The sequence below is a fragment of the Alteromonas sp. ABV4_150 genome, assembly GCF_056311745.1.
On record NZ_CM149971.1, the window covers coordinates 3,514,130 to 3,539,669 of the forward strand.

Sequence of the window (25,540 nt, forward strand, 5' to 3'; positions counted from 1 at the left end):
GGTTTTTATGCAATCTCAAACGTCTATTTTATTAAACAAAGCTAATTTACCGTCGTTGCCGGCTGGTATTCAGCGCCCAGCCTACGATGTGGAGAATGTTCAAACAGGTATCGTTCACATTGGGGTAGGCGGCTTTCATCGTGCACATGAAGCTATGTACGTAGACAGGCTGATGGCGAAAACCGGCGATTTGTCTTGGGGCATTTGTGGCGTGGGTCTTCGCGAGAACGATCGTGCAATGAAAAAAGTGTTCGATGAGCAAGATAACCTGTACACCTTAGTTGAAAAACATAATGACGGCTCGCGCGTTGCGTCAGTTATAGGTGCAATGACAGGGTTTATGATGGCAACGGATAATCCTCAAGCTGTCATTGATAAAATGTCTGAGCCTGAAGTGCGCATTGTTTCTTTAACTATCACAGAAGGCGGTTATAACTTTGATGCGTCTACTGGGGAGTTTATTACCACTAATCCAGACGTTATTCATGACATTGAAAACCCCAAAAATCCAAAACTCGTGTTTGGTTATTTGGTTGCTGCTATTAAAAAGCGTAAAGAAAACAATGTTAAGCCGTTTACTGTTATGTCGTGCGACAACATTCAGCACAATGGTCATGTGCTGAAAAAAATGTTGCTAGCTTATATCGAACTATTTGACCAAGCGTTAGCCCAATGGGTTAACGAGAATGTTAGCTTCCCTAACTCTATGGTAGACAGAATTACGCCCGCTACTACCAACGAAGATATTGTTTCGTTAAAAGCGCAGGGTATTGAAGATAGCTGGCCGGTGGTATGTGAGCCTTTCGATCAGTGGGTTATTGAAGACGATTTTTGCAACATTAAGCCACAGTTCGACGAAGTGGGCGCACAGTTTGTTAACGATGTGGCCCCTTATGAAAAGCTGAAGCTACGCATGCTAAACGCCGGGCATTCAGTACTAGGGCTAGTGGGTTCAGTAGCTGGTCTTAATACTATCCATGAGAGTGTAGAAGCTGTGCAGTTAAAGCAGGTATTGTCTATCTTTATGGAAAAAGAGGTGATGCCAACCCTAGACCAGGTTGAAGGCATCGATGTATTCGATTATCGCGACACGTTAATCTCTCGTTTTTCAAACCCGTTTATCAAGGATACCTTGGCACGTATTTGTTTAGAAAGTTCAGCCAAACTGCCAGTATTCTTGCTGCCTACGGTACGCGATAACGTAGCAGCGGGTCGCGATGTAAGTATTAGTGCCTTCGTCGTCGCGTGTTGGTCGTATTATTCTGATAAACATGCGTCTCAAGATGGAAAGCCGCTAGAAATCAACGACGTATTGTCTGATACACTTCATCAAGCTGCTCAGCAAAACGAGACGGACAGCTTAAGCTTCTTGAAGATAGAAGAAGTGTTTGGTGAGCTTGCTCAGCAAGAAAAATTTGCTGATGTCTACAGGGTATTCCTTGAGCGTGTCTATCAAAATGAGCCTGTACTTTCGATAAGCGAAGCAATTTCTGAAGAAAAGCTAGCGGTGGCTAAGGCCAGTTAGGTTTTAGTTACTCATAAGTAAACAAAAGGAGAGTTAACATTAACTCTCCTTTTTTTAACTTAAAAAGAAAAAAGCGACCCGGAGGTCGCTTCTTAAAGTGCAGATTTCTCTGCAACCATGTTGAACTGGTTCACATGGCGTGAAATTTTTCTACAGTCGCTCGTTGAGCACCGCAGCGATAGGGCTGTCTTGCAAACCATTTTCTGCAACCCAAGCTTGTAAGGTTTTGCCGTCTGCTTCAGGGGCTTGCAAGTCACTTTTTGGCATCTTTTTAACCAATAACTCACCGGCCTCTACTGCGTTACTCAACATAGCCGTACGGATAAGGCTATTACCACTGCAGCTTACACCCGAATAATAATCTTTAAGTTTCATTCGATAGTCAGACTGAACAGCACGCATTTTCTTTCTTAGTTCGCCTTTGTCGTCTGCCTGAACGATGGTGCATATATTTGCTAACGCTTCGCTTACGTCTGCGTGTGCTATTGATGACACACCGAAAGTTCCAGCGATAACTAGAGAAGCTTTAACTATTTTCAACATGGCTAATTCCTCAAGTAAATTTTAGTCGTTGTCTTGTTGGGAGAATTAAACGACAAAGCTGAATGAATAAAAATACTCTAGCCAATACTTGGGTATATATCTTTATATCAAATGGGTGTGAAAGTTTTATCTGTAATGCAAACTCGTTCTGCGCGCTTGAGTCAAATACTACACATGTCTAAAAGTTGATAATGCAGAATGTTTCGTTCAGAAAAATGCTAAAGCAATCTATGCGCTCAGTTGGGCTTCTGTTTTTGAGTACGACAAGGGTAAACCATCGCCAAAAATGTTGGTAGTCGGCTTTTCTTGTCGTAGTCAAGTAGCACGTTTTTAAAGCGAAAATCCACGTCAACCTATCGATGTGATTAACAGATTAATCGAATAATAAAACGCCCCGCGGGAGCAGGGCGTTTTTCAATGCGTGTCAAAAGCGTTTAAAATTAGTTAGGCTTAAAGTTGCTTGCAACTTCCATTATTTGTTCGCGCATCCACATGTGTGCATAGTCGTGGTCTGCACTGACATGCCAATATAAATAATATTCAACTGCTGGAAGATCGAACGGCATTTCATAGATGGCAAGGTCGTAGTGTTTGGCCAAATGAAACGGTAAGCAGGCGATTAAATCAGTTTTTACGATAGTACTAGGCACGGTTAAGAAGTGCTGCCCACGCATAACCTCTTTTCTTCGTTTGCCCATCTTGTCGAGAGCAACATCAATAGGACCCGCGCCCGACTTGCGCTGAGATACGTTGATATGCCCCAAACGCAAAAATGTATCTAAATCCAAACCGTTTTTAAGAGCAGGGTGGTTTTTGCGAGCGAGTACCACAAATCGGTCTTGCGCTATTTTCTCTTTACACAGATGTGGGTCAGTAAACGTAGATGCATCTGCGAAGAAATCTAGCGTACCTGCCGCCATTGCTGATACTACTTGGCTTCGAGGGATCTCATAGTTCGTTAAAGCAATATTAGGCGCTAAATTCTGTAGACGAGACACTAGGCGGGGCATGATACTGGCCTCTAACAAATCTCGGCTGGCAAAGTTAAAAGACTTCTCTGCGGTCAACGGGTCGAAGGTGTGACTTTCTTGAACGCTTTTTCGCAACAAAGCGAGGGCTTGTCGAGCTGGCACAATAATGTTCTGCGCTACGGGTGTAGGCGTCATGCTATGGCCTGTGCGCACGAAAAGGGGATCGTTCAGCATTTCTCTTAATCTGGCTAACGAGTTACTAACCGCTGGTTGGGTAATACACAAGACGTCAGCTGCCTTGGTTAAGCTACCTGCCGTGTAAATAGCATCGAATACGGCAAACAGGTTCAAATCAATTCTATTGAGATTCATAACTAGTCCTTTAAGGGCGAGTGCCCCAGTAAAAAGCCAACAGATGAAGAACCGCTGTTATTGTCACAGCGAAAATAAAGCAACTATAGAAACTGTCACTACATAGCATCTACGAATAATTTACGTTAGTGTAACAAGAATATTTATAAATACCTATTATTAAAAGTTAATTGAAACATTCAAGTGAATAATAGTAGTTTCATCGTTATTAAATGGAGATTGGACTTAGATATGAAGACGCTTTTAGAACTATCGGTAGGGGATGTGCTTGAACAAGCTGATTTTTTAACTGTAACTCAAGACATGATTAATCAGTTTGCTGACGCCACAGGTGATCATCAATGGATTCATCTAGATACAGCTCGCTGTCAAAAAGAGAGTCCGTTTAAAACAACGATTGCACACGGCTTTTTAAGTGCCAGTCTTATGCCCAAAGCGTTTGGTGAAGTTCTAGCTCCAAGCGATAAAATTGCCTCAATGATAAACTATGGCATCGATAAGCTTCGCTTCCTTGAACCAGTCCAAAGCAATGACGCTTTAAAATACCAATTTAAGCTTGTTGATGTAACCGATAAACAACAAGGCAAACTATTTAAGGTAGAGGCTAGCTGTATTTTGAAATCGAGTGGGAAACCAGCGCTTGTTGGAAGCTTTTTAATGTTAGCGGTTATGAAACCGTAAAATTAACGAGAAATGGTGTCTGACCTGCTTGAATTTGAGCTTTAGAAGCTTAGATGCTAATAGTTCGCACGACTAGCCAGTTTACGTTCGCTTACTTAACAGTTGGTGATTATGAAAAAAGGTCAGATGAGGCATGCCCTCATCTGACCTTTTCATATTGCATAATAAACTGCTTAGTTTGACGCTTCTTCAGCACCTTCTTCAACGGCTTCGCCTGCACTTTGAATATCTTTACCTGCGCCTTCGATTGTAGCGCAACCACCTAAACTTCCAATACTCGCTGCTAGAATCATTGCTAAGAACGTATGTTTACGTGTAGTTGAATTTAACATTTCCATTTGTCTCTCCTTTGGTTTTACTCATCGTCGGCATGACTTGTGTTGTCAGCCGCTTTTTCGTCACCATTTTTTTGTGACGAAGAATTAGTATCAGACGAGCTTTCTTCATCTCGCTGCTTTAACATCGCGTTGAGCTTATCGCCGCCTTTTGCATTAAAATCTAATGTTCTGATAGGGAATGGAATCAGAATATCGTTGTCTTCAAGTACGGTTTTTACTGTGCTAATGGCGTCATGACGTACCACCATGAACCCAGGTTCTCCGGGATAGCGGATCCAAAACCACAGCAATAGATTGATACTGGAGTCACCGAATGATTCTGCATAAACCGCGGTCTCATCCTTTTTAATCACATAATCCTTATCGTTCATCGCGTCAGTGATAACTTGCGCGGCTTTTTCAATATCGTCAGCGTAAGAAATGCCAACCGGGACCTCTATTCTTCGGTAGCCTAAATAGGAATAGTTGGTCAGAATATTACGAAACAGGATCTTGTTTGGAATAACTTCAAGTTGGCCATAAAAGGTTTCAACAAGAGTATTGCGTAAATTTATCTCTTTAACGTTACCAAACACCCCTTCAGCCTCAATCACGTCACCGATATCGAAAGGCTTTCTGATGCCCATTGCAACACCGGCAATGAAATTTTCCGTCATATCTTGAAATGCAAAACCAATGGCCAATCCAACAATACCTGCACCAGCAAGGAGGGATGTGACTGTACCTTTCAGGCCAACAAAATCTAGCGCGATAAATATACCAGCGACAAGAACTAGAGCCTTAATTATAGATGTGAGAAGACCGGCTATCTGACGAGATTCAAAAGTGCGCCGCATCAGTTTGCCCGCGACGTTTCCGACCATTTTAGCAATGAGACCAAAAACAATCGCAATAACGAATGCAACGACAATATTAGGTAGCAAAGTGATTGCACCTTCTACCCAGCTTTCGAGTTTTTCAGTTAGAAGCTCATATACTTCATCTATCTCAGGAAACTCCATAGACTCCATTACCATTTTTAATCGTTCTTAACGGTGCTTCAAGAACTGTTCCTGTTGTAAATGTTTTTTAACTTAATGAATTTTATGAAAAAACAGGTTTCCTTTCCTTTTGTCAAAAATGAATTAGTGAAGAAATTACGCACTTTGCGCAACTTATTCTCATTAGCCTTTCACTCTCGCTATCGGGTAATTTCTATGCGTTAGCCTTAAGTTTGAGTGGTCTGACCATGTGTGAAATTAATGTAAACATATTATTCACAATAAATTTACAAAAATAAAATTCAGGCATAGTATCAGTGATGTAGGTCAATATTCTGTTGGCCTCAGACAATAACAAAACAAAATCGAATAGCCTGTTGCTAGCGGAAAGTGTGGGTAGTAGTGCCGGTAGTGATAAGCCCAGATTTGGAATCACACTATGAAATTAAATACGCGTAAAACAGCGGTAGCCGCAATGGTCGGTGCTGCTTTATTTTGCTCACCTTTTATCGCGTCAGCGCAAGAAACTGACGTTGAATCCGAGCAGGAAGCTAAGAAAGACGTAGAGCTAATCCTTGTTACCGGAAGTTTTGTTCGCAGAAGCGAAAACTTCGAATCTCCATCACCGCTAGCCGTTGTCGACAGCGTTGCAATAGACGCTATTGGTGCCAAGAATATTGCCGATATTACTCAAACGCTAACCATCAACACAGGTGCCGAAAACAATCCTGATGCCTTCACTCAAAACGCCACTGCGGGTACATCAAACATCAACCTGCGCGGTTTAGGCGTAGCATCGACTCTGGTGCTGCTTAACAATAAACGCCAGGTCGTCACCGCTCAGCCTACAAACGAGGGGCTAAACTTTGTAGATACAAGCTCTCTTGTACCTATGATTGCCATTGACCGCATGGAGGTAGTGAAGGACGGTGCATCTGCTTTATACGGTTCTGATGCTGTTGCAGGCGTAGTTAACTTTATTACAAAGCGTAATTACGATGGTGCGATGGTGAGCGTCGATTATCAAGACGGTGCACATGGCGATAATAAAGAATATGTCCTTCAGGGCCTTTGGGGATCTACGGGCGATAAAGGTAATGTTATTGCCGCTATTAGTTATACAAATCGCTCTCCGCTTTTTATAAGCGATAGACGCTTGAGTCGCCCACAAGACGATACTAGTGCCTTGGGGAATCCAGCGAGTTTCTTCATTGCGCCAGGTGTTCCAGTTATCGACCCGTTTGGGTGTGAAGAATTCGGTGGTTTTCCACAGATATTAGCGCCGGAGGGCACAGTGCCTGGGCTAGATGTTGGCCTTTGTGGTTTCGATTTCGGCCCCTACTATTCTTATGTACCGGATGAAAGCCGCATTAATGCATATACACGTGCCGAGTACGAATTTACAGACGACATCACTTGGACAACTGAAATTGGCATGGCACGGAACCGAGCCGAACGTGGTGGTGCACCAAGCTTTCCTATCCTGACTGCACCAGTGGTTCCAGACTATCACCCACAAAATCCATTTGGGCGTGCGGTTTCGTTTTTTGGTCGTGCTGAAGGCAATGGGCAGCCCGGTGATGCTGCAAATACAGAGTCAGATACTTTCCGCTTTAGCACAAATTTACAAGGTGTTACTGATAGTGGTTTTTGGGAAATAAGTTATACAAGGGCAGTAAATGACTTTGTATTTTCAGTACCTGATGTATTGAATACTGAATTTCAACTCGCACTGTTAGGTTTCGGGGGTTCAAATTGTAATCCAGTTTTGGGAACGCCAGGAGAAGGTAGTTGCGAATTTTTCAATCCATTCGCAACGTCATATACAAGTGCGCCTAACTCAGACTATGTACTTAGTTCATTTACAGGTAAGCAGGTCATCGACTCGAAAGCTGATCTAGAAGTGTTCGAAGCGTTTACCTCTTTTGATACCTTCGAAATGGGTGGCGGTTACGCGGCGCTTGCACTCGGGGTTCAGTATCGTGAAAACAGCCTGAGGCAGGATTACGATGAATTATCTAATCAAGACAGCTTCACTTTTGTTATCGGTAATCCTGATTTAGATGGAAGCCAAGATGTTTGGGCGGCTTTTGGGGAATTAGCATTACCTGTTAGTGACGAACTTGACGTGCAGTTAGCTCTTCGTTATGAAGATTACGGCGGTAGCATTGGTAGCACCGTTGATCCTAAGCTGGCTATATCATGGCGCGCGACAGACGAGTTTTCGCTACGAGGCTCGATCTCCACGTCATTTAGAGCGCCAACCGTATTCCTTGCTCAGGGGGGCGCTACTTCACTACAACAAGTTGTCGACCCTGTGCAAGGTGCGCAAGCTTTTGTCGCTGTGCGTACATCGGGTAATGAGGACTTAAAACCTGAGGAGTCTACAGCGTACAACATAGGTTTTTCTTACGAGCCATTCAGAGACCTATCAATTGAGGTAGATTATTGGAACTTTGAGTTTGAAGATTTGATCATTCAAGAGAATGCGCAAGCGCTTTTGAACGCAGACCCTACTGACACATCGCGGATCGTACGAGCAGGTGACCCTTTAACGGGGCCAGTTTTACAGATTAACAATACTTATGTTAATGCAAGTTCACTGGAAACATCGGGCATAGACTTTGTTTCCAGCTATAAAATGGAGACTGAACTTGGCAACATTACACCTACGATACAAGCGACTTATATTACTAAGTATGACTTGAGCGACCCGCAAGCAGGCGATATAGATGGTGCCGGTCGCCGTAACTTCAATAACATAGGTGTTTCATCGCCAGAGTTACGTATGAATATTGGCCTTAACTGGCAACATGATGTACACGCGGCAAACGTGTTTCTGCGCTACATATCGTCATATGACGACGATCAAAACTGTGCAGATGGAACAAGTAATACCGCTGGATGTGCAAATGGTTTTTATGAAATCGACAGCATGTTAACGGTTGACGCTCAGTACAACATTGACTTAGGTAGCGTTTTCGATACCGATCAAAGTTATGTATTGACCTTAGGGGGAGTAAATCTATTTGATGAAGAACCACCTCAGGTATTCACAAACAGTGGCTTCGATTCAAAAGTACATGATCCTCGTGGTCGACAGATTTACGCGAGGCTAGCAATAGAGTTTTAAGGTTATTGCTGAAGATTGCAGAAAGTTAGAGCCGGCTTCCAAAGCCGGCTTTTTGTAAACTAAAAGCTCCACATATTTTTTCAAGTTTTATCCATATCCCTTTTCTAATCTAACTTTCATTATTTAGAGTAAGTAAAACACTTATAAAAATTAATGGGAGATAATAATGCCGACAAAGCTATCGGAAGATACTATTACGACTAAACTGGCTGCACTTAATGATTTAGTTACAGACGGCACGCATTGGGAGCGAAGCGGTAATTGCATCAAAAAAACATTCACATTTAAAAGTTTTATCCGTGCATTTGGGTGGATGTCGCAAATTGCGATTTGGGCAGAAAAGCTAAAGCATCATCCTGAATGGTTTAACGTATACAACAAAGTAGAGGTCACACTCACTACCCATGATGCTGATGGACTAACAGAGCTCGACTTTTCGCTTGCTGAAAAAATGGAAAAATTTAGATAGTTTGGGCAGTGAACTGTTTTAAATGGGCTTGTTTTACAGGTAATTTGTATTAACTTTGCACATGTTGGTTAATTAAACCGCTAACAGTCAGAAAAATGAAATATTTCTCGACTTGGCACTTGTGTTGAATAAGTCTCTATGTATAATACGCCCCACGTTGAAGCGAGGCATTGTACGCAACGCTTGCAACAGTAATTTTCTGGCGCGGGATGGAGCAGTCTGGTAGCTCGTCGGGCTCATAACCCGAAGGTCGTAGGTTCAAATCCTGCTCCCGCAACCACAGAAAATAACCAGAATTTCAAAGCTCTGCAAACGCAGGCTTTACCGTACAGTCGCGGGATGGAGCAGTCTGGTAGCTCGTCGGGCTCATAACCCGAAGGTCGTAGGTTCAAATCCTGCTCCCGCAACCAATTTGTAAAACCAGAACTAAAAAGTATTGCGCAAGCAAACTAACCGTACAGTCGCGGGATGGAGCAGTCTGGTAGCTCGTCGGGCTCATAACCCGAAGGTCGTAGGTTCAAATCCTGCTCCCGCAACCACATTAGAAACCCAGCTTTTGCTGGGTTTTTTCTTTTCTTTTGTCTCTTCGCACAAAATCAATTCAATTACTACGAATTAACTACCGCACTGAAAAAAAGAGTGTGCTAAGTTACGAAGTGCCCAAAAAATAAAACTAATAGGTAGTTTAGCCGCCTCATGATTGCTCGTTTTTTCACATACGAAGAACACGCCACCTTAATTGAAGGCGCTTATCATTTTCCTCTCATTGTTCTGTCTTTATTAGTCGCTGTTTTTGCTTCATTTATGGCGTTTAACGTCGCAGGGCAAGCTGCTGTTACTCAAGATGCGTTGAGACGAAATACTTTGTTAACTACGGGTAGCATAGCGCTCGGAGGGGGAATTTGGTCAATGCATTTTCTCGGCATGACCGCATTTGAATTGTGTTTACCTGTTAGCTACGACCCTTTTATAACTGGGCTGTCTGCAATTCCAGGTGTAGCTGCAGCATGGGTAGCCCTTCATCTTTTGATTAAAACGCATATAACCGTAGCTGAAGTAATTTTAGGTGGCGTATTAGTGGGCGCAGGTATCGGCACCATGCACTACAGTGGTATGGCTGCAATGGAGATGGCGCCGCTTCTTCGCTATGACCTTGGTATGTTTGCCCTTTCTATCGTGGTCGCTATATGTTTGGCAATGCTATCACTATGGATAAAGTTTGGTATTGCTGCTGCGATTCAAAGCAGAAAGATGCTGGGTAAGCATGTGCTATTAGCAAGTACTGTTATGGGATTGGCCATTGCGGGTATGCATTATACTGGCATGGCTGCCGCTCGGTTTGTGCTGCCGCCAGGTATGGAAACATCAAATCAATCGTCGGATGTTGCTGTTCTTCTAGCAATTTCAATTGCTATAGTTACCTTGGTGATGATCGTTTTCGTCTTGGGTATTAGTCTTCTATTTAAATATCGCGATGCTATGTTACGCGCACTTGAGAGTGAACGAATTCAAAGCGCAATTACCGATACCGCTGTCGACGCCATTCTTACCGTAGACGATAAAGGTATCATAAAAACTGCTAACCCCGCTGTTGAGCACATTTATGGTTACACCCAGCAAGAGATTATTGGAATGCACGCCGCCGATATGGTCACACCAGAGAGGCGGCACCTTTATGGCGATGACTTTTTCAGCCAACGGGTTGTACCTACTGAACAAATCATAGGTGCAGGCAGGGAAGTAGAAGTTCTCAGAAAGGGAGGGGAGCGCATACCAGTGCGTTTAGGCGTAGGCTATACCAAAATAGACGGTAAGCCGGTATTTGTTTCTTTTGCGTCAGACCTACGAAAGCGCAGAGAAATGGAAGATGCTTTGCGCGAAAGTGAAGCTAAGTTCAGAAGCTTGATTTCGAATATACCGGGTATGGCTTATCGGTGTTTGAACATGCCTGGCTGGCCTATGGTTTTTATTAGTGACGCTGTGCTGGAAATAACCGGATATCCACCGAGTGACTTCATTTTACCGAATCCTAAACGTTCTTTTACTGACCTCTATCATCCAGATGACGTTGAGCGACTTTCTGATGTTAATGCCCAACAGGGTGCCTTTTCTTATGAATACCGCATCATAGCTAAATCAGGGGAAGTAAAGTGGGTGACCGAACATGGTACTCACGTTAAAGACGATGATGGCAATAATCTCTATGTCGATGGTTTTATATCAGATATAACCCAAAGACGGGTAATGGAAGAAGAGTTAAAAGCAGCGAAAGAGACAGCAGAACAAGCGGCTGCAGCACGTACTGCATTCCTTGCCAATATGAGTCACGAAATTCGTACTCCTATGAACGCAATTATTGGTTTTAGCGATTTGATGCTAGGGGACTCTTTGCGTGAAGAGCAAAAATCCCATTTAACCACAATTAACCGTTCTGCTCGCTCGCTGCTGCACCTTCTCAACGACATACTGGATAGCGCAAAGTTAGATAAGGGGAAGCTTGATTTAGATTACCGCGACTTTCTTATTCGAGAAGAATTAGATTTGGTTGTTTCTACATTTTGGTTAGAAGCTAAGCGGAAAAAAGTGGGCCTCGTTTTAAATGTTGATGATTCTGTATCAGATGGGTACCGAGGTGCACCCGAACGCCTTAGGCAAGTGCTCAATAACCTTATTGGAAATGCCGTTAAGTTCACCCATGAAGGTGAGGTATCCATCAACGTGAGAGGCGACGATAAGTTTGTCTATTTTAGCGTCTCAGACACCGGCATCGGGATGACGCAAGAACAAGTAGAGCGAGTGTTCGACCCGTTCTCGCAAGCGGACGCATCGATGAGTAGAAAATATGGCGGTACTGGCCTGGGAACTACTATTTCTAAACAGCTTGTTGAACTTATGGGCGGAAACATCTGTGTTACCAGTGAAAAAGGCAAAGGAAGTACCTTTACCTTTAGGTTGCCGCTAAAAGCGGTTGAAGTTACTGAATACACCCCTGATACTTCAGAACCGTCTTCAACCCAAATTCATTCAACGTTAAACGTATTAGTAGTTGACGATGTACTACAAAATGTAGAGCTTTTGTCTTTGCTCCTTACTCGCGCTGGGCATCAGGTAGACACTGCCACTGATGGTGAGCAAGCGTTAGAAAAAATGGAGTCGACTTCATTTGACGTCGTTTTAATGGATTTGCAAATGCCAAAGCTAGACGGTTTAGAGGCGGCAAAGCAACGGCGAAAGTTTGAGAAAGAACACGAATTACCCCCAACGCCTATTATTGCGCTAACTGCCAGTGTTCTAGTGCAGGATAAGCATGCGGCGCAACAAGCGGGCATGGAAGGGTTCGCTAACAAACCGGTGGACTTTGGCACACTTATGGAAGAGGTAGCTCGGGTATTAAAGCTCGATACTTTTGTTGTCGCAGATACGCCTACAGAGAACGACTCAAAATCAGCGTTTAAAGCCGATAAAGCTACTTTAAATCTAAAGAAAGCTGTTGGTCTGTGGGGAAGTTTAGGGACGGTACTACAGGAAGTGGATAAATTCACTTCAACAAGCAGGGAAAAGGTTGATGAGTTGATGAACGCAGCTATAAGAGAAGATTATAAAGCGGTAGCATCACTTTCTCATGGCTTAAAAGGAACGTCGGGTAACCTATGTTTAACCAATTTCTTCCGTATTACTAAAGATATAGAGGCGCAGGCGCTGAAATCAATCATTGATATTGAACAAGTTAATCAGCTCCGCGATGCTCTAGAACAAATAGAGTCGATGCTAAGTGAATCGCCCTTATATGCAGAAAATGCGATCAATGAAAGTATCGATAATGCTTTGCTCCTCAGTCACCTGGAAGCTATGCTCAATAGTGTAGAGCAAAACATGGTGGATGAAGCGGAGCTATCATTTTTAAAAGAACTAGGGTGCTCTAATCACAATGAGCAAATCGGTCAAATTCTCTTAGACATAGATGACTTTGAGTTTGAATTGGCGCATGAGCATATTTCTTTATTAATACAAGAGTTAAAATAGTCCAGAGACACGGCATGTTAGAGATTGAGATTGAACAACCTACGCTATTAGTCGTTGACGATGAGCCTGTTAATTTAAGGGTTTTAAAGCAACTTTTAGCTCCGGACTATCAGCTTGTTTTCGCCAGAAACGGCGAAGAAGCGTTAAAACTTGCTAGGGGAAGGCAACCAAACTTGATACTGCTTGATGTTATGATGCCCGGACTTACAGGGTTTGAAGTCTGTCGCCAACTTAAGCAGCAGTCGAGTACCAAGCACATCCCAGTTATTTTCGTCACGGCATTAAGTGACGAGCATGAGGAAACTGAGGGTTTTGATGCAGGTGCTGTGGATTACATCACTAAGCCCATATCTCCAGCAATTGTTAAAGCACGCGTAAAGACTCACCTTAGCTTAGTTCAGGCAGACGAGTTGTTAGATAGTCGTTTGCAAGTTGTACAGCGATTAGGTAAAGCTGCTGAATACAAAGACAACGAAACAGGCATGCACGTCATGCGAATGAGCCATTACGCAAGAGAATTGGCGCTAGCTTATGGGCTTACTGAGAAGCAGGCAGAAATTCTTCTCCATGCTGCTCCTATGCACGATATTGGCAAAATTGGTATTGCTGATAGCATCATGCTTAAGCCAGGTAAGCTCACTGATGAAGAATTTGCCACTATGAAGCACCACCCAGAAATTGGCGCAGAGATCATCGGCGATTGCGGCGATTCTTTACTGCTAAAAGTGGCAAAGTCAGTCTCCCTAACCCACCATGAGAAATGGGATGGAACGGGTTACCCAAATGGTCTTGCCGGGGAAGACATTCCTATAGAGGGACGCATCTGTGCCATTGCTGATGTGTTCGATGCACTGACTAGTAAACGCCCCTATAAAGAAGCGTGGAGTATCGAAAAAACCATAGATTTTATGGAGAGTCAGAAGGGTAAGCATTTCGAACCAAAACTGGTCGAATTAATGATAGAAATTATGCCTAAAATTCTCGACATAAAAGTTAAGTTTAAAGATGAGGACTAACCGCTACGTCTTTCGCTGTTGCTTAATGCGCCGCCTATACGTATAATGTGCGCATCAAGTGATGAGAGCGGGCTCCCTCATTAAAGGAAAGTAACGCACTTATCATTAGCAAGCTATCACCTATCGGTGGTTTTACCCATAAGTTTGCAACTGCCTACATTGGCAGGTATGGGTTCAGAATTTTAATAAAAGCCCCGCTAGTCCGGGGCTTTTTGTTGTATTAAAACCTGGAGTCAGCCTCGCTGAGCCGGGTGATGACAGGTGGGCTTTAGGCCCTTTTTTCGTTTTTGGAGGTTTGCATTGGCAAAACTTGAAGAGAAACTAACCGAAATGCTAGAGCCAGGTGTAGAAGCACTGGGCTTTGAATTGGTTGGTATCGAGTTTGTACGAGCGGGGAAGCATTCAATTCTTCGCGTTTTTATTGATCATGAGAACGGTATTACCGTAGATGATTGTGCAGATGTAAGTCATCAGGTTAGCGCAATTTTGGACGTTGAAGATCCAATTAGCACTGAATATAACCTCGAAGTGTCATCACCAGGTATGGACCGACCGCTTTTCAAAGAAAAGCATTACATCGAGGCTGTAGGTGAAGTGGTTCAAGTTCGATTGTCTATGCCGATGGACGACCGACGTAATTTTAAAGGCAAAGTACTTACGTGTGAAAACGGCATTGTAAGTATTGAAGTGGATGGCCAGCAGTTCCAGTTAGCTGTGGCGAATATCGAAAAAGGTAACGTTGTTCCCACGTTCGATTAACGGAACAGCTCTGCTTTCATCGACGAAGGCATAAGAGAGGCGAAAATGAATAAAGAAATTTTGTTAGTGGCGGAAGCCGTTTCAAATGAAAAACAAGTGCCTAGAGAGAAGATTTTTGAAGCGCTAGAGTATGCAATCGCTAGTGCAACCAAAAAGAAAAACGAAGGCGAAATCGAAGTTCGTGTAAGTATCGACAGAACGTCTGGTGACTTTGATACATTCCGTCGCTGGTTGGTTATCCCGGATGATCAAGAGCAAGAAAATCCATTTGCTGAAATTACGTTTTCTGCGGCGCAAATTGACGAGCCAGAGATACAACTTGGCGATTATGTGGAAGAACAGATTGAATCTATCAAATTCGACCGCATAACTACGCAGACCGCTAAGCAAGTTATCGTACAAAAAGTGCGCGAAGCTGAACGTCAGCAAATGATTGCTGAGTACGAAGACAAAGTGGGTGAACTTGTTACGGGTACGGTTAAGAAAGTAAACCGCGACAATATCATTATTGATTTGGGTAATAACGCAGAAGGCGTTATCTATCGCGATGATATGCTTCCTCGTGAAACTTTCCGTCCAGGTGACCGTGTACGTGGTCTTCTTTACGTTATCCGTCCGGAAGCACGTGGTGCACAGCTATTTATTAGCCGTACTCACCCAGACATGCTAGTTGAACTATTCCGCTTGGAAGTGCCTGAAATTGCAGAAGAGACGCTAGAAATTAAGTCTGCTGCTCGCGATCCGGGTTCACGTGCAAAGATTGCAGTTAAAACTAACGACAAGCGCTTAGACCCAGTAGGTGCGTGTGTGGGTATGCGTGGTTCACGTGTACAAGCCGTATCAGGTGAGCTTGGCGGTGAACGTGTTGATATCGTGCTATGGGACGAGAACCCTGCGCAATTCGTTATCAATGCAATGGCTCCCGCTGAAGTTGCGTCAATTGTTGTTGACGAAGACAGCAACAGCATGGACGTAGCAGTTGAAGCGGACAACTTAGCTCAGGCAATTGGCCGTAGTGGTCAAAACGTACGCCTAGCCAGCCAGCTTACAGGCTGGGAACTTAACGTGATGACGGTTGACGACCTCAACAAGAAGCACGAAGAAGAAAACGCGAAGGTACTTGATCTATTTACTGCTGGTTTGGACATTGACGAAGAGTTTGCGTCTGTCTTGGTAGATGAAGGCTTTACAACGCTAGAAGAAGTGGCATACGTGCCAGCAAGCGAACTTCTAGCGGTTGAAGGGCTAGATGAAGAAATGGTTGAAGAGCTGCGCAATAGAGCGCGTGCTTTCTTAACCACGCGTGCACTAGCGAATGAAGAATCGCTTGAAGGTGCAGAGCCTACAGAAGCCTTATTAAATCTTGAAGGTATGAGTAAACACGTGGCTTATGTGTTGGCCAGCCGCGGCGTTACTGACCTGGAAGAATTAGCAGAACAAGGTACCGATGATATCAGTGATATCGATGAACTAGACGAAGAGAAAGCCGGTGCGTTAATCATGGCGGCTCGTAATATCGTATGGTTCAGTGAAGAAGAGTAAGGTCAACAGGGGGAAAATTACGTAATGGCAGATGTATCTATTGAAAAGCTCGCCAGCGACATTGGTACGACCGTTGACCGATTGGTTGGCCAGTTTAAAGACGCGGGTATCTCTAAGAGTGCCGGCGATCAGGTAAACGAAGACGAGAAACAGAAACTATTGGATCATTTAAGTAAGCAACACGGCAGCGCAGCTGAACCAACGCGTATGACACTTAAGCGTAAGACAACTAGCACATTAAGTGTTGGTAAGTCGAAAGAAGTGAAAGTGGAAGTACGCAAGAAGCGCACATACGTTAAGCGCAGCGACGTTGAAGAACAGCAGCGTCAAGCGGAAGAAGAAGCTGAAGCGTCTTGAAGAAGAGGCACGTTTGAAGCGCGAAGCAGAAGAGAAAGCCGCTGCTGAAGCGAAGAAAGCCGCTGAAGAAAAAGCGCGTAAAGCAGAAGAAGCGAAGAAAGCTGCTGATGAAGAGCGTGCGCGTCGCGCGGAGCAAGCTAAGAAAGAAGCTGAAGCCCGTAAAGCAGACGAGCCTGAACTAACTGAAGCTGAGAAAGCGGAAGCAGAAGCTGCACGTCAGGAAGAAGAGCGTCTTCGCAAAGCACAGGAAGAAGAAGCGCAGAAGAAACTTGAAGAAGACGCGAAGAAGGCGGCTGACGAAGCGCGTAAACTTGCTGAAGAAAACGAGCGTCGCTGGAAAGAAGAAGAAGAGCGTCGTAAGAAAGCAGAAGCTGAAGAAGTTCACTTGCACTCTAACCGCTACGCTCAAGAAGCAGAAGACGAAGAAGACATGCAAGTTGAGCGTTCTTCACGTCGTCGTCGCAAGTCTAAGAAAAACGCTGGTGAGCATCTTAAGCAAGGCTTTAACAAGCCTGCAGCGCCAGTAGAGCGCGTTGTTAAGCTTGGCGCAACCATCACTGTTGGTGAGCTGGCAAGTAAACTTGCTATTAAGTCTAACGAAGTTATCAAAACGATGATGAAGATGGGCGAGATGGCTACCATCAACCAAGTACTAGACCAAGACACAGCGGTACTAGTTATTGAAGAGATGGGTCATAAGTACGAGCTTGTAAATGACAATGCGCTTGAAGATGAGTTGCTAGCAGACGGCACAGATGGCGAAAAATCGACACGTGCTCCTGTTGTTACCATCATGGGTCACGTTGACCACGGTAAAACATCATTGCTTGACTACATTCGCCGTGCAAAAGTAGCAGACGGTGAAGCGGGTGGTATTACTCAGCATATTGGTGCTTACAAAGTACAAACAGATAACGGTGAAATCACCTTCCTCGATACGCCTGGACACGCCGCGTTTACTGCAATGCGTGCTCGTGGTGCTACGGCGACGGATATCGTTATTCTTGTTGTTGCTGCAGATGACGGCGTAATGCCGCAAACGAAAGAAGCGGTACAGCACGCCCGAGCTGCTGGCGTGCCTCTTATCGTTGCAGTGAACAAAATGGATAAAGAAACAGCTGATCCAGACCGTGTTAAAACTGAGCTATCTCAACTAGAAGTTATCTCAGAAGAGTGGGGCGGTGAACACCAGTTCTGTAACGTTTCTGCGAAAACGGGTATGGGCGTCGATGAACTTCTGGATGCTATCGTGCTTCAGGCGGAACTACTTGACCTTAAAGCGGTAGCTGAAGGCTCCGGTCGCGGTATTGTTATCGAATCTCGTCTTGATAAAGGTCGTGGTCCGGTAGCGTCAGTACTTGTTCAAGAAGGTCAATTACTGGCTGGTGACATTCTACTATGTGGTGAAGAGTACGGTCGTGTTCGTGCAATGCGCGACGAAAACGGCAAAGAGATTAAGGTTGCAGGACCTTCAACGCCGGTAGAAGTACTTGGTCTTTCAGGTGTTCCAGTAGCGGGTGAAGATGCCGCTGTTGTTAAAGACGAACGTAAAGCACGTGAAGTAGCAGCGAAGCGTCACCAGAAGAAGCGCGAACTTAAACTTGCTCGTCAGCAAAAAGCGAAACTTGAAAACATGTTTGCGAACATGGAGTCAGGTGACGTTAGCGAACTTAATATCGTACTTAAGGCTGACGTACAGGGCTCTGTAGAAGCGATTTCTGAGTCACTGGTTAAGCTTTCAACTTCTGAAGTTAAAGTTAATATTGTAGGTAGTGGTGTAGGTGGAATCACCGAAACTGACGCGACCCTTGCGGCGGCATCAGGCGCTATCGTACTAGGCTTTAACGTTCGTGCCGATGCAACAGCACGTCGCGTACTAGAAGCTGAAGAAATTGACCTACGTTACTACAGCGTTATCTACCACCTAATTGACGAAGTGAAAGCGGCCATGAGCGGTATGCTTGCTCCAGAGTTCAAGCAGGAAATCATTGGTCTTGCCGAAGTACGTGACGTATTTAAGTCACCGAAACTGGGCGCAATTGCAGGCTGTATGGTTACAGAAGGTAACGTTAAGCGTAGCAACCCAATCCGTGTACTTCGTGAAAACGTAGTAATTTACGAAGGTGAATTAGAATCACTACGTCGCTTTAAAGACGATGTACAAGAAGTACGTAACGGTATGGAATGTGGTATCGGCGTTAAGAACTATAACGATGTGAAAGTAGGCGACCAAATTGAGGTCTTCGAAATCGTTGAGGTTAAACGCGAAATTTAATTGCCTTAGTTAATTCGGCATGTGAAAAACGGGGGCCGAGTGCTCCCGTTTTTGTCTGTATAAAGCAAACAGCCTCAAGCATGCCGCTGGTTAAATAAGGAAAGGAGAGTACAATGGCTCGTGAATTTTCACGTACCGACAGAGTCGCTCAGCAAGTTCATAAAGAAGTAGCGAGCATTCTGCAAAACGAATATAAACACCGCGTAGGCGATATGCCTTTAATCACGGTTTCTGATGTAGATGTATCGCGCGACCTAGCTCACGCGAAAATCTTTGTGACTATCTACAACAGCACTGAAGAAGAGGGCAAAGCCCAAATCAAGCAGCTAGCTGAATACAAAAAGTTCATTCGCAGTATCCTTGCAAAACGTATTCGCATGCGCTCAGTACCTGATCTTCACTTTTTTGAAGATAAATCGATTGTTGAAGGCATGCGTATTTCTAATCTTGTGTCACAGACCATCGCTAAAGATGAGTCGAAGCGCGATGAAGACGATTCACAAGAGCAGGAGTAGATGGCAAGACGTCGTAAGGGCCGTGACATTAACGGCATAGTATTGCTTGATAAACCGCTTGGTGGATCATCAAACCAACTGCTTCAAAAAGTGCGCTGGTTGTACAAAGCCGCTAAGGCTGGGCATACGGGCGCTCTTGATCCACTTGCCAGTGGCATGTTGCCGCTGTGTTTGGGTGAAGCTACCAAGTTCTCACAGTTTCTTTTGGATGCTGAAAAGACCTACGAGGTTACGGCACAACTTGGCGTTCGCACAACCACGTCTGACGCCGACGGTGAAGTAGTAGAAGAGAAGCCCGTTGAAGTCACGGAAGAGCAAGTACGCAATGCTTGCTTAGCTTTTTTAGGTAAAAGTAAGCAGATCCCTTCTATGTTTTCTGCGCTTAAGCATCAAGGTAAGCCGCTTTATCATTATGCGCGTCAAGGCATAGAGATTGAACGTGAACCCCGTGATATTGAAGTGTATGAACTGGACATACTGCGTATCGAACTGCCTTATGTGGATATGCGCATCAAGTGTAGCAAAGGTACTTATATTCGCTCTATCGTAGACGACCTAGGACAGAACCTTGGTTGTGGTGCTTATGTGACCCGCTTACATCGGACCGAAGTCGCAGACTATCCCACCGATAAGATGGTTTCATTGGACAAGCTGATTGAAATTCAAGAATCGCTAGAAGACGGTGACTTCAACGCCCTTGATGACTTGCTTATTCCCATGGATACAGCGGTAAGTCGTCTGCCTTTCGTAACAATCAACGATGCCGAAAGAAATCGTTTTGACAATGGTCAATCGGTTAAAGGTATGTGCAGCGAAGCGCTTGAAGAGGGCACATCTTACCGCGTATATCACGGTGCTGATACCAATGGTATTTTTCTCGGCGTAGGAGAAGGGGTACTTGACCCGAAAGATCAAGGCATTCCCAAACAAGAAGTGTTTGTTAACCCAAAGCGTCGAGTTGTTTATCAATAGAAGTTGCGCCGGTAAATAAAGATGGTTTATGGCTTGCTAAGTGTGTAAACGTCATTATAATACGGCGCTCATTCCGCTTTGCTGAATTAGTGATCGGCGAAGCATAAATATTAGGAGAATGATATGTCACTAACTAAAGCAGAAACCGCGAAAATCATTGCTGAGTACGGCGTAAAAGAAGGCGACACTGGTTCACCAGAAGTTCAAGTAGCTTTGCTTACTCACAACATCAACAAGCTTCAAGGTCACTTTGCTGATCATAAGAAAGATCACCACTCTCGTCGTGGTCTTCTACGTATGGTTAGCCAACGTCGTAAGCTTCTAGACTACCTTAAAGGCAAGAACGCTGAGCGTTACCTTGACCTAATCAAGCGTCTAGGTCTACGTCGATAAGACTAGGTTTCAAGAAAAGCGCCCGATGGGCGCTTTTTTTTCGTCTGCTCTTGGCTTTGGTAACTTATTGCGTATGACGTGTGATGAAGTAGGTCTATTGACGCGAATCGACTTTCTCTGCAGTTTTAGTGGAAGAGCGAACTGCATTTTGCATTATTTTCAGCTCACGCTCAGTTAAATTTCTCCACTGACCTGGCCTTAAATTACTGAGTTCCAAATGCATAATACGCGTTCGCTTAAGCTTGGTGACCTCGTAGCCTAAAAACTCGCACATTCTGCGTATTTGGCGATTAAGCCCTTGGGTAAGAATAATAGTGAATTTATTTTTGCCGGTTGGTTTAACGACACAAGGCTTCGTCACTGTACCTAATATGGGCACGCCGCGTGCCATACGCTTTACAAATCGCTCACTAATGGGCTGGTTAACCGTCACTTCATATTCTTTGTCATGCGCATTTTCAGCGCGCAATATTTTATTAACGATATCACCATCGCTGGTGAGTATGATGAGTCCTTCAGAAGGCTTATCAAGCCTACCTACGGGAAATATACGTGCTTTATGGCCGATAGCGTCAATAATATTGCCTTTAACATGGCGCTCGGTAGTGCAGGTTATGCCTATAGGTTTATTGTATACAATATAGACCCTATCTGATTTGTCCTTCGCTACCGCACCTACCACCTTGCCATCAACTTTAACGATATCGCCAGCGCCAATTTTAGTGCCAAGCTCTGGTGGTTTGTTATTTACCGTAACGCGCTTTTGCTCAATGAGTTTATCCGCTTCTCGGCGCGAACATAGGCCTGTGTCACTAATATATTTATTTAAACGTTTAGGCGCTTGGTCACTCATTGCGCAGTATGTCCTGTCTTATTTCGTCGAAGGCGGTAATGGTATCACGACAAAAAAGAAAGGGGCGATTAACCCCTTTCTTTTTTCTGTATTTATCTGGCGTAGCTATATATTGCTGTTCGTTTTGAAAACAACAAGCCAGCCGGTGGTAGGTAATTTAACTGCCAGCAGGTGAGGGAGGTGAGCCCGCACCACCACTGGCACTGCCACTTGATACTACTTTTGTGGCGATGTCGCGGATCTCGTTTTCTAGACTGGTAATGCGTCCAGATAACGTTGTGTTGCGCTGTTCCAAAACCGATAGTTTATCGGTAAGATTACGCACACGTTGCTGGGCACTTTGTTTATCGCTTGTGGCTTGTTCTAGTTGAACGTTCACAGCAAGTAGTTCATCGGCTAGTGATGCCAATTGATTTTTAACAGAGCCGATTGCTGCAGCTTGGCTTTTTACGTCGTCAGAAACGGCGCTGACATTTTTATTCAGTGCAGTTTGAACATTACCAACACGATCACCAAGGTCAGCGATTTCTTTTTGATTACGACGCCAAGCAGAAGCCCAAAGTTTGTCCATTTGCTCCCAAAGTTCATTGGTTTTATTAGACAACTCAGTAACTTTAACTTGCAAAGCAACCGTAGATTCGCCAATTTCCTCGCCTGTCGCAGAAAGCTTGTTCTCTAGCTGCATAATACGCTTTTCGGCTTGTTCAGCCACAGCTTTTTGTTGTTCAAGCATAGTGTACAAGTAGTAACAACCACCACACGCCGCTAAGGCGATCAAGGCAACTAAAACAACCCAGACTCCGTTACCACTACCACTATTTGAAGGCTGGCGGTTAGCTGAAGGAGAAGGTGAGGACGTGGTCGCCTTTGTCGGGGTCGCTTGCCTTTTAGTCTGATAATCTCGACGGTCTTCTTCATCCAATCTTATGGTTGGAAACTCATCGTTTTTCGAATTATTTGCCATAGTAAATTAATAATCTCTTTATGTAGCGCTCTCTTTATGACGTCATAACCTTTTATCTATAAGAGAGCCCATTATTCTTTGCGCGCAGTTTCATGTTATCGCTAAATCGAAGGAAATTCTATGGCTTATGTAGAATGCTAGCTCTCCATAAGCCAAAGAAGCTGGTATTCGACCATCCCCAGCACTTTTTCTTGATAAAGACCTAGTTAGTTTTTATCGCCAATCCACTCAACCCGATAAAGATCACGGCGTCGGTCAAGGTAGTTTCGTACCGAGCCTTCATTTTGCAGTTTGGTGAGTTTGTCGAGGTCTAAATCAACAATCAGCGTCATTTCGGTATTTGGTGTAGTCTCTGACACGATAGCATCGTGAGGGAACGCAAAATCACTGGGTGAAAACACGGCTGTCTGCCCGTATTGGATATCCACGTTATCCACCTTAGGTAGATTACCAACACTGCCTGCAATAGCCACATAACATTCATTTTCGATAGCCCTTGCTTGTGCACAGCGGCGAACGCGTAAATAACCATTTTTTGTGTCTGTCCAAAATGGCACGAATAAAATCTGCATCTCTTGGTCGGAAAGAATGCGTGCTAGCTCTGGAAATTCCACGTCATAACAAATTAGAACACCGATTTTCCCGAAGTCGGTATCAAAGGTCTTAAGGCTATTTCCGCCCTTCATTATCCAGTCCTCTTTTTCATGAGGGGTTGGATGAAGTTTGTACTGGCTTTCAATCGTTCCGTCTCGTTTGCATATATAGCTTACGTTATACAGCAGCTCCTCTTCTACCACAGGCATAGACCCGGCAATAATCGTAATATTGTACGACACCGCTAAGTGCGATACGGCAGTTAAAATTTCATCCGTATAGGTAGCCAAATGCCAAATCGCGTCGATGGACGAATCGGATGGGCTAAGACCCATAAGCGGGGCATTAAAAAATTCAGGGAACAAGGCCACATCGCATGAATAGTCAGATAGAGCGTCGACAAAGTATTCTACTTGCTGAAGCAGTTCTTCTACATTGTTGAAGTAGCGCATCTGCCACTGAATACATCCTATACGCGCACTTGATTTCCTGCTGGCGATTAAAGAAGGCGTGCCCGGCTCGTAGTAAATATTATGCCATTGAAGTAACGTGGCATAACCCTTCGATGCTTCATCCTCAGGGAGGTACGCAGTCATTACTTGCTTTACCTCGAAGCCATTGGATAGCTGAAACGTTAAAATTGGATCGTAAATATCCTTAAGCTTTACTTGCTCAATGTATTCATAAGGCGACAGTTCATGTGCATAGTTTCTATAGTTGGGGATGCGCCCCCCTGCCATAATCGATTTTAGGTTTAAGTTTCTACATAACTCTTTTCGCGCTTCGTATAGCCGCCTACCTAAACGAAGACCGCGGTATTCTGGGCAAACAATAACTTCTACGCCATAAAGCACATCACCATTTGGATCGTGAGTCGTAAGATAGGCATCCCCAGTTATTTCATCGTAACTATGCTTATCACCAAACTGGTCGTAATCAACAATAACAGAAATGGCAAAGGCAACGACCTTCCCTTTATCTTCAATGCATATTTGTCCTTCAGGAAAGGTAGTGACTTGCGCTTTGTAGTTAGAATAAGGCCAGGCGCCTCCAACGTTAGCGTATACGTTATCCATTAACGCTTTTACATCGTTGTAGTCGTCCAACCTCAAGTTTCTTAAGTCTAGATGATGTTCTGTTTCTTCTATCTGTGTTTGATCTTGACTCATGGGTTACTCTTTTTGCTAAAAAATTTCTGATACGTATTTTGTGTATATTTCTACTTAAACGCCATGTAGTGCTTTTTTCAACTGTTAAATGTAGTCCTCGCGTTCTTACGGTAAAGGCGAAGATAACAATTGAAGGGTGAGCTTTCTTTAGCGGAGCTTACTCGTACACTGATATAAAAGATTAGCAAGAAACGTGCGAATTCTTTAGCCGTCAAAACGATAAATAATTTTTCTTTTATCGATAAAAAAATAGTGCGAAAAATGTGTGGTCAGGCAATTGCCACAAGGCTCAACGCCGCGTATAAGTTCGCTACCTTTTTTTTACGTCCACACCTTCCTAATAATTTAACGATTAGTTAACTGCCCATAGGTAAAAAGAGTTTGATGAATAGAGAACAACTTGCGTCGTATCAGCCTCTACACGTTTTCGATGAAGCCATATTTGAAAACATCGTCGATGACTTAGTCACTAAAGGCTTTTCTATTCAGGAGAATGGTTTACCGGATTTTGTTACACAAGCACTGTTAGATTGTCAGCGTTCAATCTCAGAAGCTGAATATAGAAAAGCGGGTATTGGTCGTGCAGAGAATTATCAGAAAGCTGAAAAAGTAAGAGGGGACGAAATTTGCTGGATTACCGGTTCCTCTGAGGAAGGCGCTTTGTGGCTGTCTTGGTGTGAAGCCATTCAACAATATATAAATCGTTCGCTTTTTATGGGGCTCTTTTCTTTTGAAAGTCATTTTGCTAGCTATGGACCAGGTAAATTTTACAAACGCCATGTAGATGCGTTCAAAGGTCAGGGCAACAGAGTGCTATCACTTGTTGCCTATCTCAACGATAGCTGGAAAGAGACTGACGGCGGAGAATTAGTGCTGTATTTTGATGAAAATGATCAAACAGGAACAAAAGTTTTACCGGCTAAAGGAACGTTAGTAGTGTTTCTTAGCGAAGCTTTTCCCCACGAAGTTTTACCAGCGGTAAAAACGCGCCATTCTGTTGCAGGGTGGTTTAGGGTTAACGGTACTGTTAATGACAGCATCGACCCTCCGCGCTAGTATCCAAAACCCCATACTTATGTATAATGTGAATCTACTA

At 44.0% G+C, this 25,540-nt stretch carries 19 protein-coding genes, 3 tRNA genes and 1 pseudogene; 16 read left to right on the top strand and 7 right to left on the bottom strand.

Features of this window, described 5'->3' with window-relative positions:
• Nucleotides 1-7: 7 nt before the first annotated feature.
• Entirely contained in the window at nucleotides 8-1,525 is a 1,518-nt protein-coding gene (locus tag ACYX4M_RS15230) for a mannitol dehydrogenase family protein (RefSeq protein ID WP_476080747.1), read from the top strand.
• Nucleotides 1,526-1,675: 150 nt separating this feature from the next.
• On the opposite strand, the gene ACYX4M_RS15235 is transcribed toward ACYX4M_RS15230, so the two are convergent.
• Both ACYX4M_RS15235 and ACYX4M_RS15240 read right to left on the bottom strand, forming a co-directional pair.
• A complete protein-coding gene (locus tag ACYX4M_RS15235) occupies nucleotides 1,676-2,068 on the bottom strand; it encodes a DUF3718 domain-containing protein (RefSeq protein ID WP_334058213.1) in 393 nt (130 codons plus the stop codon).
• Nucleotides 2,069-2,508: 440 nt separating this feature from the next.
• Entirely contained in the window at nucleotides 2,509-3,411 is a 903-nt protein-coding gene (locus tag ACYX4M_RS15240; protein ID WP_476080748.1) for a LysR family transcriptional regulator, read from the bottom strand.
• Between the two features lie 231 nt (nucleotides 3,412-3,642).
• On the opposite strand from ACYX4M_RS15240, the gene ACYX4M_RS15245 reads away from it, so the two are divergent.
• Nucleotides 3,643-4,092 (top strand): MaoC family dehydratase, encoded by a 450-nt coding sequence (locus ACYX4M_RS15245; RefSeq protein ID WP_476080749.1) that lies wholly within the window; start codon nucleotides 3,643-3,645, stop codon nucleotides 4,090-4,092.
• A gap of 173 nt (nucleotides 4,093-4,265) precedes the next feature.
• On the opposite strand, the gene ACYX4M_RS15250 is transcribed toward ACYX4M_RS15245, so the two are convergent.
• On the bottom strand, nucleotides 4,266-4,430 hold the full coding sequence (locus tag ACYX4M_RS15250; protein WP_476080750.1) for an entericidin A/B family lipoprotein: 165 nt from the start codon (nucleotides 4,428-4,430) through the stop codon (nucleotides 4,266-4,268).
• Nucleotides 4,431-4,447: 17 nt separating this feature from the next.
• Nucleotides 4,448-5,431: a mechanosensitive ion channel family protein gene (locus tag ACYX4M_RS15255; protein ID WP_476082891.1), complete on the bottom strand. Its 984-nt coding sequence runs from the start codon at nucleotides 5,429-5,431 to the stop codon at nucleotides 4,448-4,450.
• Nucleotides 5,432-5,849: 418 nt separating this feature from the next.
• On the opposite strand from ACYX4M_RS15255, the gene ACYX4M_RS15260 reads away from it, so the two are divergent.
• The 13 genes and pseudogenes from ACYX4M_RS15260 (at nucleotide 5,850) to rpsO (ending at nucleotide 20,864) form a co-directional block, all read left to right on the top strand.
• Complete coding sequence (locus ACYX4M_RS15260) at nucleotides 5,850-8,543, top strand: TonB-dependent receptor plug domain-containing protein (protein WP_476080751.1); 2,694 nt, start codon at nucleotides 5,850-5,852, stop codon at nucleotides 8,541-8,543.
• A 166-nt stretch (nucleotides 8,544-8,709) separates the two neighbouring features.
• A complete protein-coding gene (locus tag ACYX4M_RS15265; RefSeq protein ID WP_476080752.1) occupies nucleotides 8,710-9,012 on the top strand; it encodes a 4a-hydroxytetrahydrobiopterin dehydratase in 303 nt (100 codons plus the stop codon).
• A gap of 203 nt (nucleotides 9,013-9,215) precedes the next feature.
• Nucleotides 9,216-9,292 (top strand) — tRNA-Met (locus tag ACYX4M_RS15270).
• A gap of 53 nt (nucleotides 9,293-9,345) precedes the next feature.
• Nucleotides 9,346-9,422, top strand: a tRNA-Met gene (locus ACYX4M_RS15275).
• 52 nt (nucleotides 9,423-9,474) lie between these two features.
• Nucleotides 9,475-9,551, top strand: a tRNA-Met gene (locus ACYX4M_RS15280).
• A 157-nt stretch (nucleotides 9,552-9,708) separates the two neighbouring features.
• A complete protein-coding gene (locus ACYX4M_RS15285) occupies nucleotides 9,709-13,035 on the top strand; it encodes an MHYT domain-containing protein (RefSeq protein WP_476080753.1) in 3,327 nt (1,108 codons plus the stop codon).
• A 14-nt stretch (nucleotides 13,036-13,049) separates the two neighbouring features.
• Nucleotides 13,050-14,051, top strand: a complete 1,002-nt coding sequence (locus ACYX4M_RS15290; RefSeq protein ID WP_476080754.1) for a response regulator — start codon at nucleotides 13,050-13,052, stop codon at nucleotides 14,049-14,051.
• A 300-nt stretch (nucleotides 14,052-14,351) separates the two neighbouring features.
• Nucleotides 14,352-14,810 carry a ribosome maturation factor RimP gene (gene rimP, locus ACYX4M_RS15295; RefSeq protein ID WP_179983224.1) on the top strand — a complete coding sequence of 153 codons (459 nt, stop codon included), beginning with the start codon at nucleotides 14,352-14,354 and terminating at the stop codon, nucleotides 14,808-14,810.
• 45 nt (nucleotides 14,811-14,855) lie between these two features.
• Nucleotides 14,856-16,352, top strand: coding sequence for a transcription termination factor NusA (gene nusA / locus ACYX4M_RS15300; RefSeq protein ID WP_476080755.1), 1,497 nt, complete (start codon nucleotides 14,856-14,858; stop codon nucleotides 16,350-16,352).
• A gap of 24 nt (nucleotides 16,353-16,376) precedes the next feature.
• Nucleotides 16,377-18,984: pseudogene (gene infB / locus ACYX4M_RS15305) on the top strand (translation initiation factor IF-2).
• A gap of 113 nt (nucleotides 18,985-19,097) precedes the next feature.
• A complete protein-coding gene (gene rbfA / locus ACYX4M_RS15310) occupies nucleotides 19,098-19,499 on the top strand; it encodes a 30S ribosome-binding factor RbfA (RefSeq protein ID WP_118495169.1) in 402 nt (133 codons plus the stop codon).
• Entirely contained in the window at nucleotides 19,500-20,471 is a 972-nt protein-coding gene (gene truB, locus ACYX4M_RS15315) for a tRNA pseudouridine(55) synthase TruB (protein ID WP_476080756.1), read from the top strand.
• Between the two features lie 123 nt (nucleotides 20,472-20,594).
• Complete coding sequence (gene rpsO, locus ACYX4M_RS15320) at nucleotides 20,595-20,864, top strand: 30S ribosomal protein S15 (RefSeq protein WP_012518257.1); 270 nt, start codon at nucleotides 20,595-20,597, stop codon at nucleotides 20,862-20,864.
• A 94-nt stretch (nucleotides 20,865-20,958) separates the two neighbouring features.
• On the opposite strand, the gene rluF is transcribed toward rpsO, so the two are convergent.
• The 3 genes from rluF to ACYX4M_RS15335 all read right to left on the bottom strand — a co-directional run bounded on the left by rluF (nucleotide 20,959) and on the right by ACYX4M_RS15335 (nucleotide 24,444).
• Complete coding sequence (gene rluF, locus ACYX4M_RS15325) at nucleotides 20,959-21,717, bottom strand: 23S rRNA pseudouridine(2604) synthase RluF (protein ID WP_474807197.1); 759 nt, start codon at nucleotides 21,715-21,717, stop codon at nucleotides 20,959-20,961.
• Between the two features lie 157 nt (nucleotides 21,718-21,874).
• Nucleotides 21,875-22,681, bottom strand: coding sequence for a hypothetical protein (locus ACYX4M_RS15330; RefSeq protein ID WP_476080757.1), 807 nt, complete (start codon nucleotides 22,679-22,681; stop codon nucleotides 21,875-21,877).
• Nucleotides 22,682-22,887: 206 nt separating this feature from the next.
• Nucleotides 22,888-24,444 (bottom strand): GNAT family N-acetyltransferase, encoded by a 1,557-nt coding sequence (locus ACYX4M_RS15335; protein WP_474807194.1) that lies wholly within the window; start codon nucleotides 24,442-24,444, stop codon nucleotides 22,888-22,890.
• Nucleotides 24,445-24,828: 384 nt separating this feature from the next.
• Between ACYX4M_RS15335 and ACYX4M_RS15340 the strand changes: the two genes are divergently transcribed.
• Nucleotides 24,829-25,500 carry a 2OG-Fe(II) oxygenase gene (locus tag ACYX4M_RS15340; RefSeq protein WP_476080758.1) on the top strand — a complete coding sequence of 224 codons (672 nt, stop codon included), beginning with the start codon at nucleotides 24,829-24,831 and terminating at the stop codon, nucleotides 25,498-25,500.
• Nucleotides 25,501-25,540: the final 40 nt, after the last annotated feature.

Coding starts and splice junctions, on each gene's coding strand:
- ACYX4M_RS15245 (WP_476080749.1), top strand. CDS start 3,643: ATGAAGACGCTTTTAGAACTATCGGTAGGGGATGTGCTTGAACAAGCT.
- ACYX4M_RS15335 (WP_474807194.1), bottom strand. CDS start 24,444: ATGAGTCAAGATCAAACACAGATAGAAGAAACAGAACATCATCTAGAC.
- ACYX4M_RS15265 (WP_476080752.1), top strand. CDS start 8,710: ATGCCGACAAAGCTATCGGAAGATACTATTACGACTAAACTGGCTGCA.
- ACYX4M_RS15230 (WP_476080747.1), top strand. CDS start 8: ATGCAATCTCAAACGTCTATTTTATTAAACAAAGCTAATTTACCGTCG.
- rpsO (WP_012518257.1), top strand. CDS start 20,595: ATGTCACTAACTAAAGCAGAAACCGCGAAAATCATTGCTGAGTACGGC.
- ACYX4M_RS15290 (WP_476080754.1), top strand. CDS start 13,050: ATGTTAGAGATTGAGATTGAACAACCTACGCTATTAGTCGTTGACGAT.
- ACYX4M_RS15330 (WP_476080757.1), bottom strand. CDS start 22,681: ATGGCAAATAATTCGAAAAACGATGAGTTTCCAACCATAAGATTGGAT.
- ACYX4M_RS15240 (WP_476080748.1), bottom strand. CDS start 3,411: ATGAATCTCAATAGAATTGATTTGAACCTGTTTGCCGTATTCGATGCT.
- ACYX4M_RS15235 (WP_334058213.1), bottom strand. CDS start 2,068: ATGTTGAAAATAGTTAAAGCTTCTCTAGTTATCGCTGGAACTTTCGGT.
- nusA (WP_476080755.1), top strand. CDS start 14,856: ATGAATAAAGAAATTTTGTTAGTGGCGGAAGCCGTTTCAAATGAAAAA.
- ACYX4M_RS15250 (WP_476080750.1), bottom strand. CDS start 4,430: ATGGAAATGTTAAATTCAACTACACGTAAACATACGTTCTTAGCAATG.
- rluF (WP_474807197.1), bottom strand. CDS start 21,717: ATGAGTGACCAAGCGCCTAAACGTTTAAATAAATATATTAGTGACACA.
- ACYX4M_RS15285 (WP_476080753.1), top strand. CDS start 9,709: ATGATTGCTCGTTTTTTCACATACGAAGAACACGCCACCTTAATTGAA.
- ACYX4M_RS15255 (WP_476082891.1), bottom strand. CDS start 5,431: ATGGAGTTTCCTGAGATAGATGAAGTATATGAGCTTCTAACTGAAAAA.
- ACYX4M_RS15340 (WP_476080758.1), top strand. CDS start 24,829: ATGAATAGAGAACAACTTGCGTCGTATCAGCCTCTACACGTTTTCGAT.
- truB (WP_476080756.1), top strand. CDS start 19,500: ATGGCAAGACGTCGTAAGGGCCGTGACATTAACGGCATAGTATTGCTT.
- ACYX4M_RS15260 (WP_476080751.1), top strand. CDS start 5,850: ATGAAATTAAATACGCGTAAAACAGCGGTAGCCGCAATGGTCGGTGCT.
- rbfA (WP_118495169.1), top strand. CDS start 19,098: ATGGCTCGTGAATTTTCACGTACCGACAGAGTCGCTCAGCAAGTTCAT.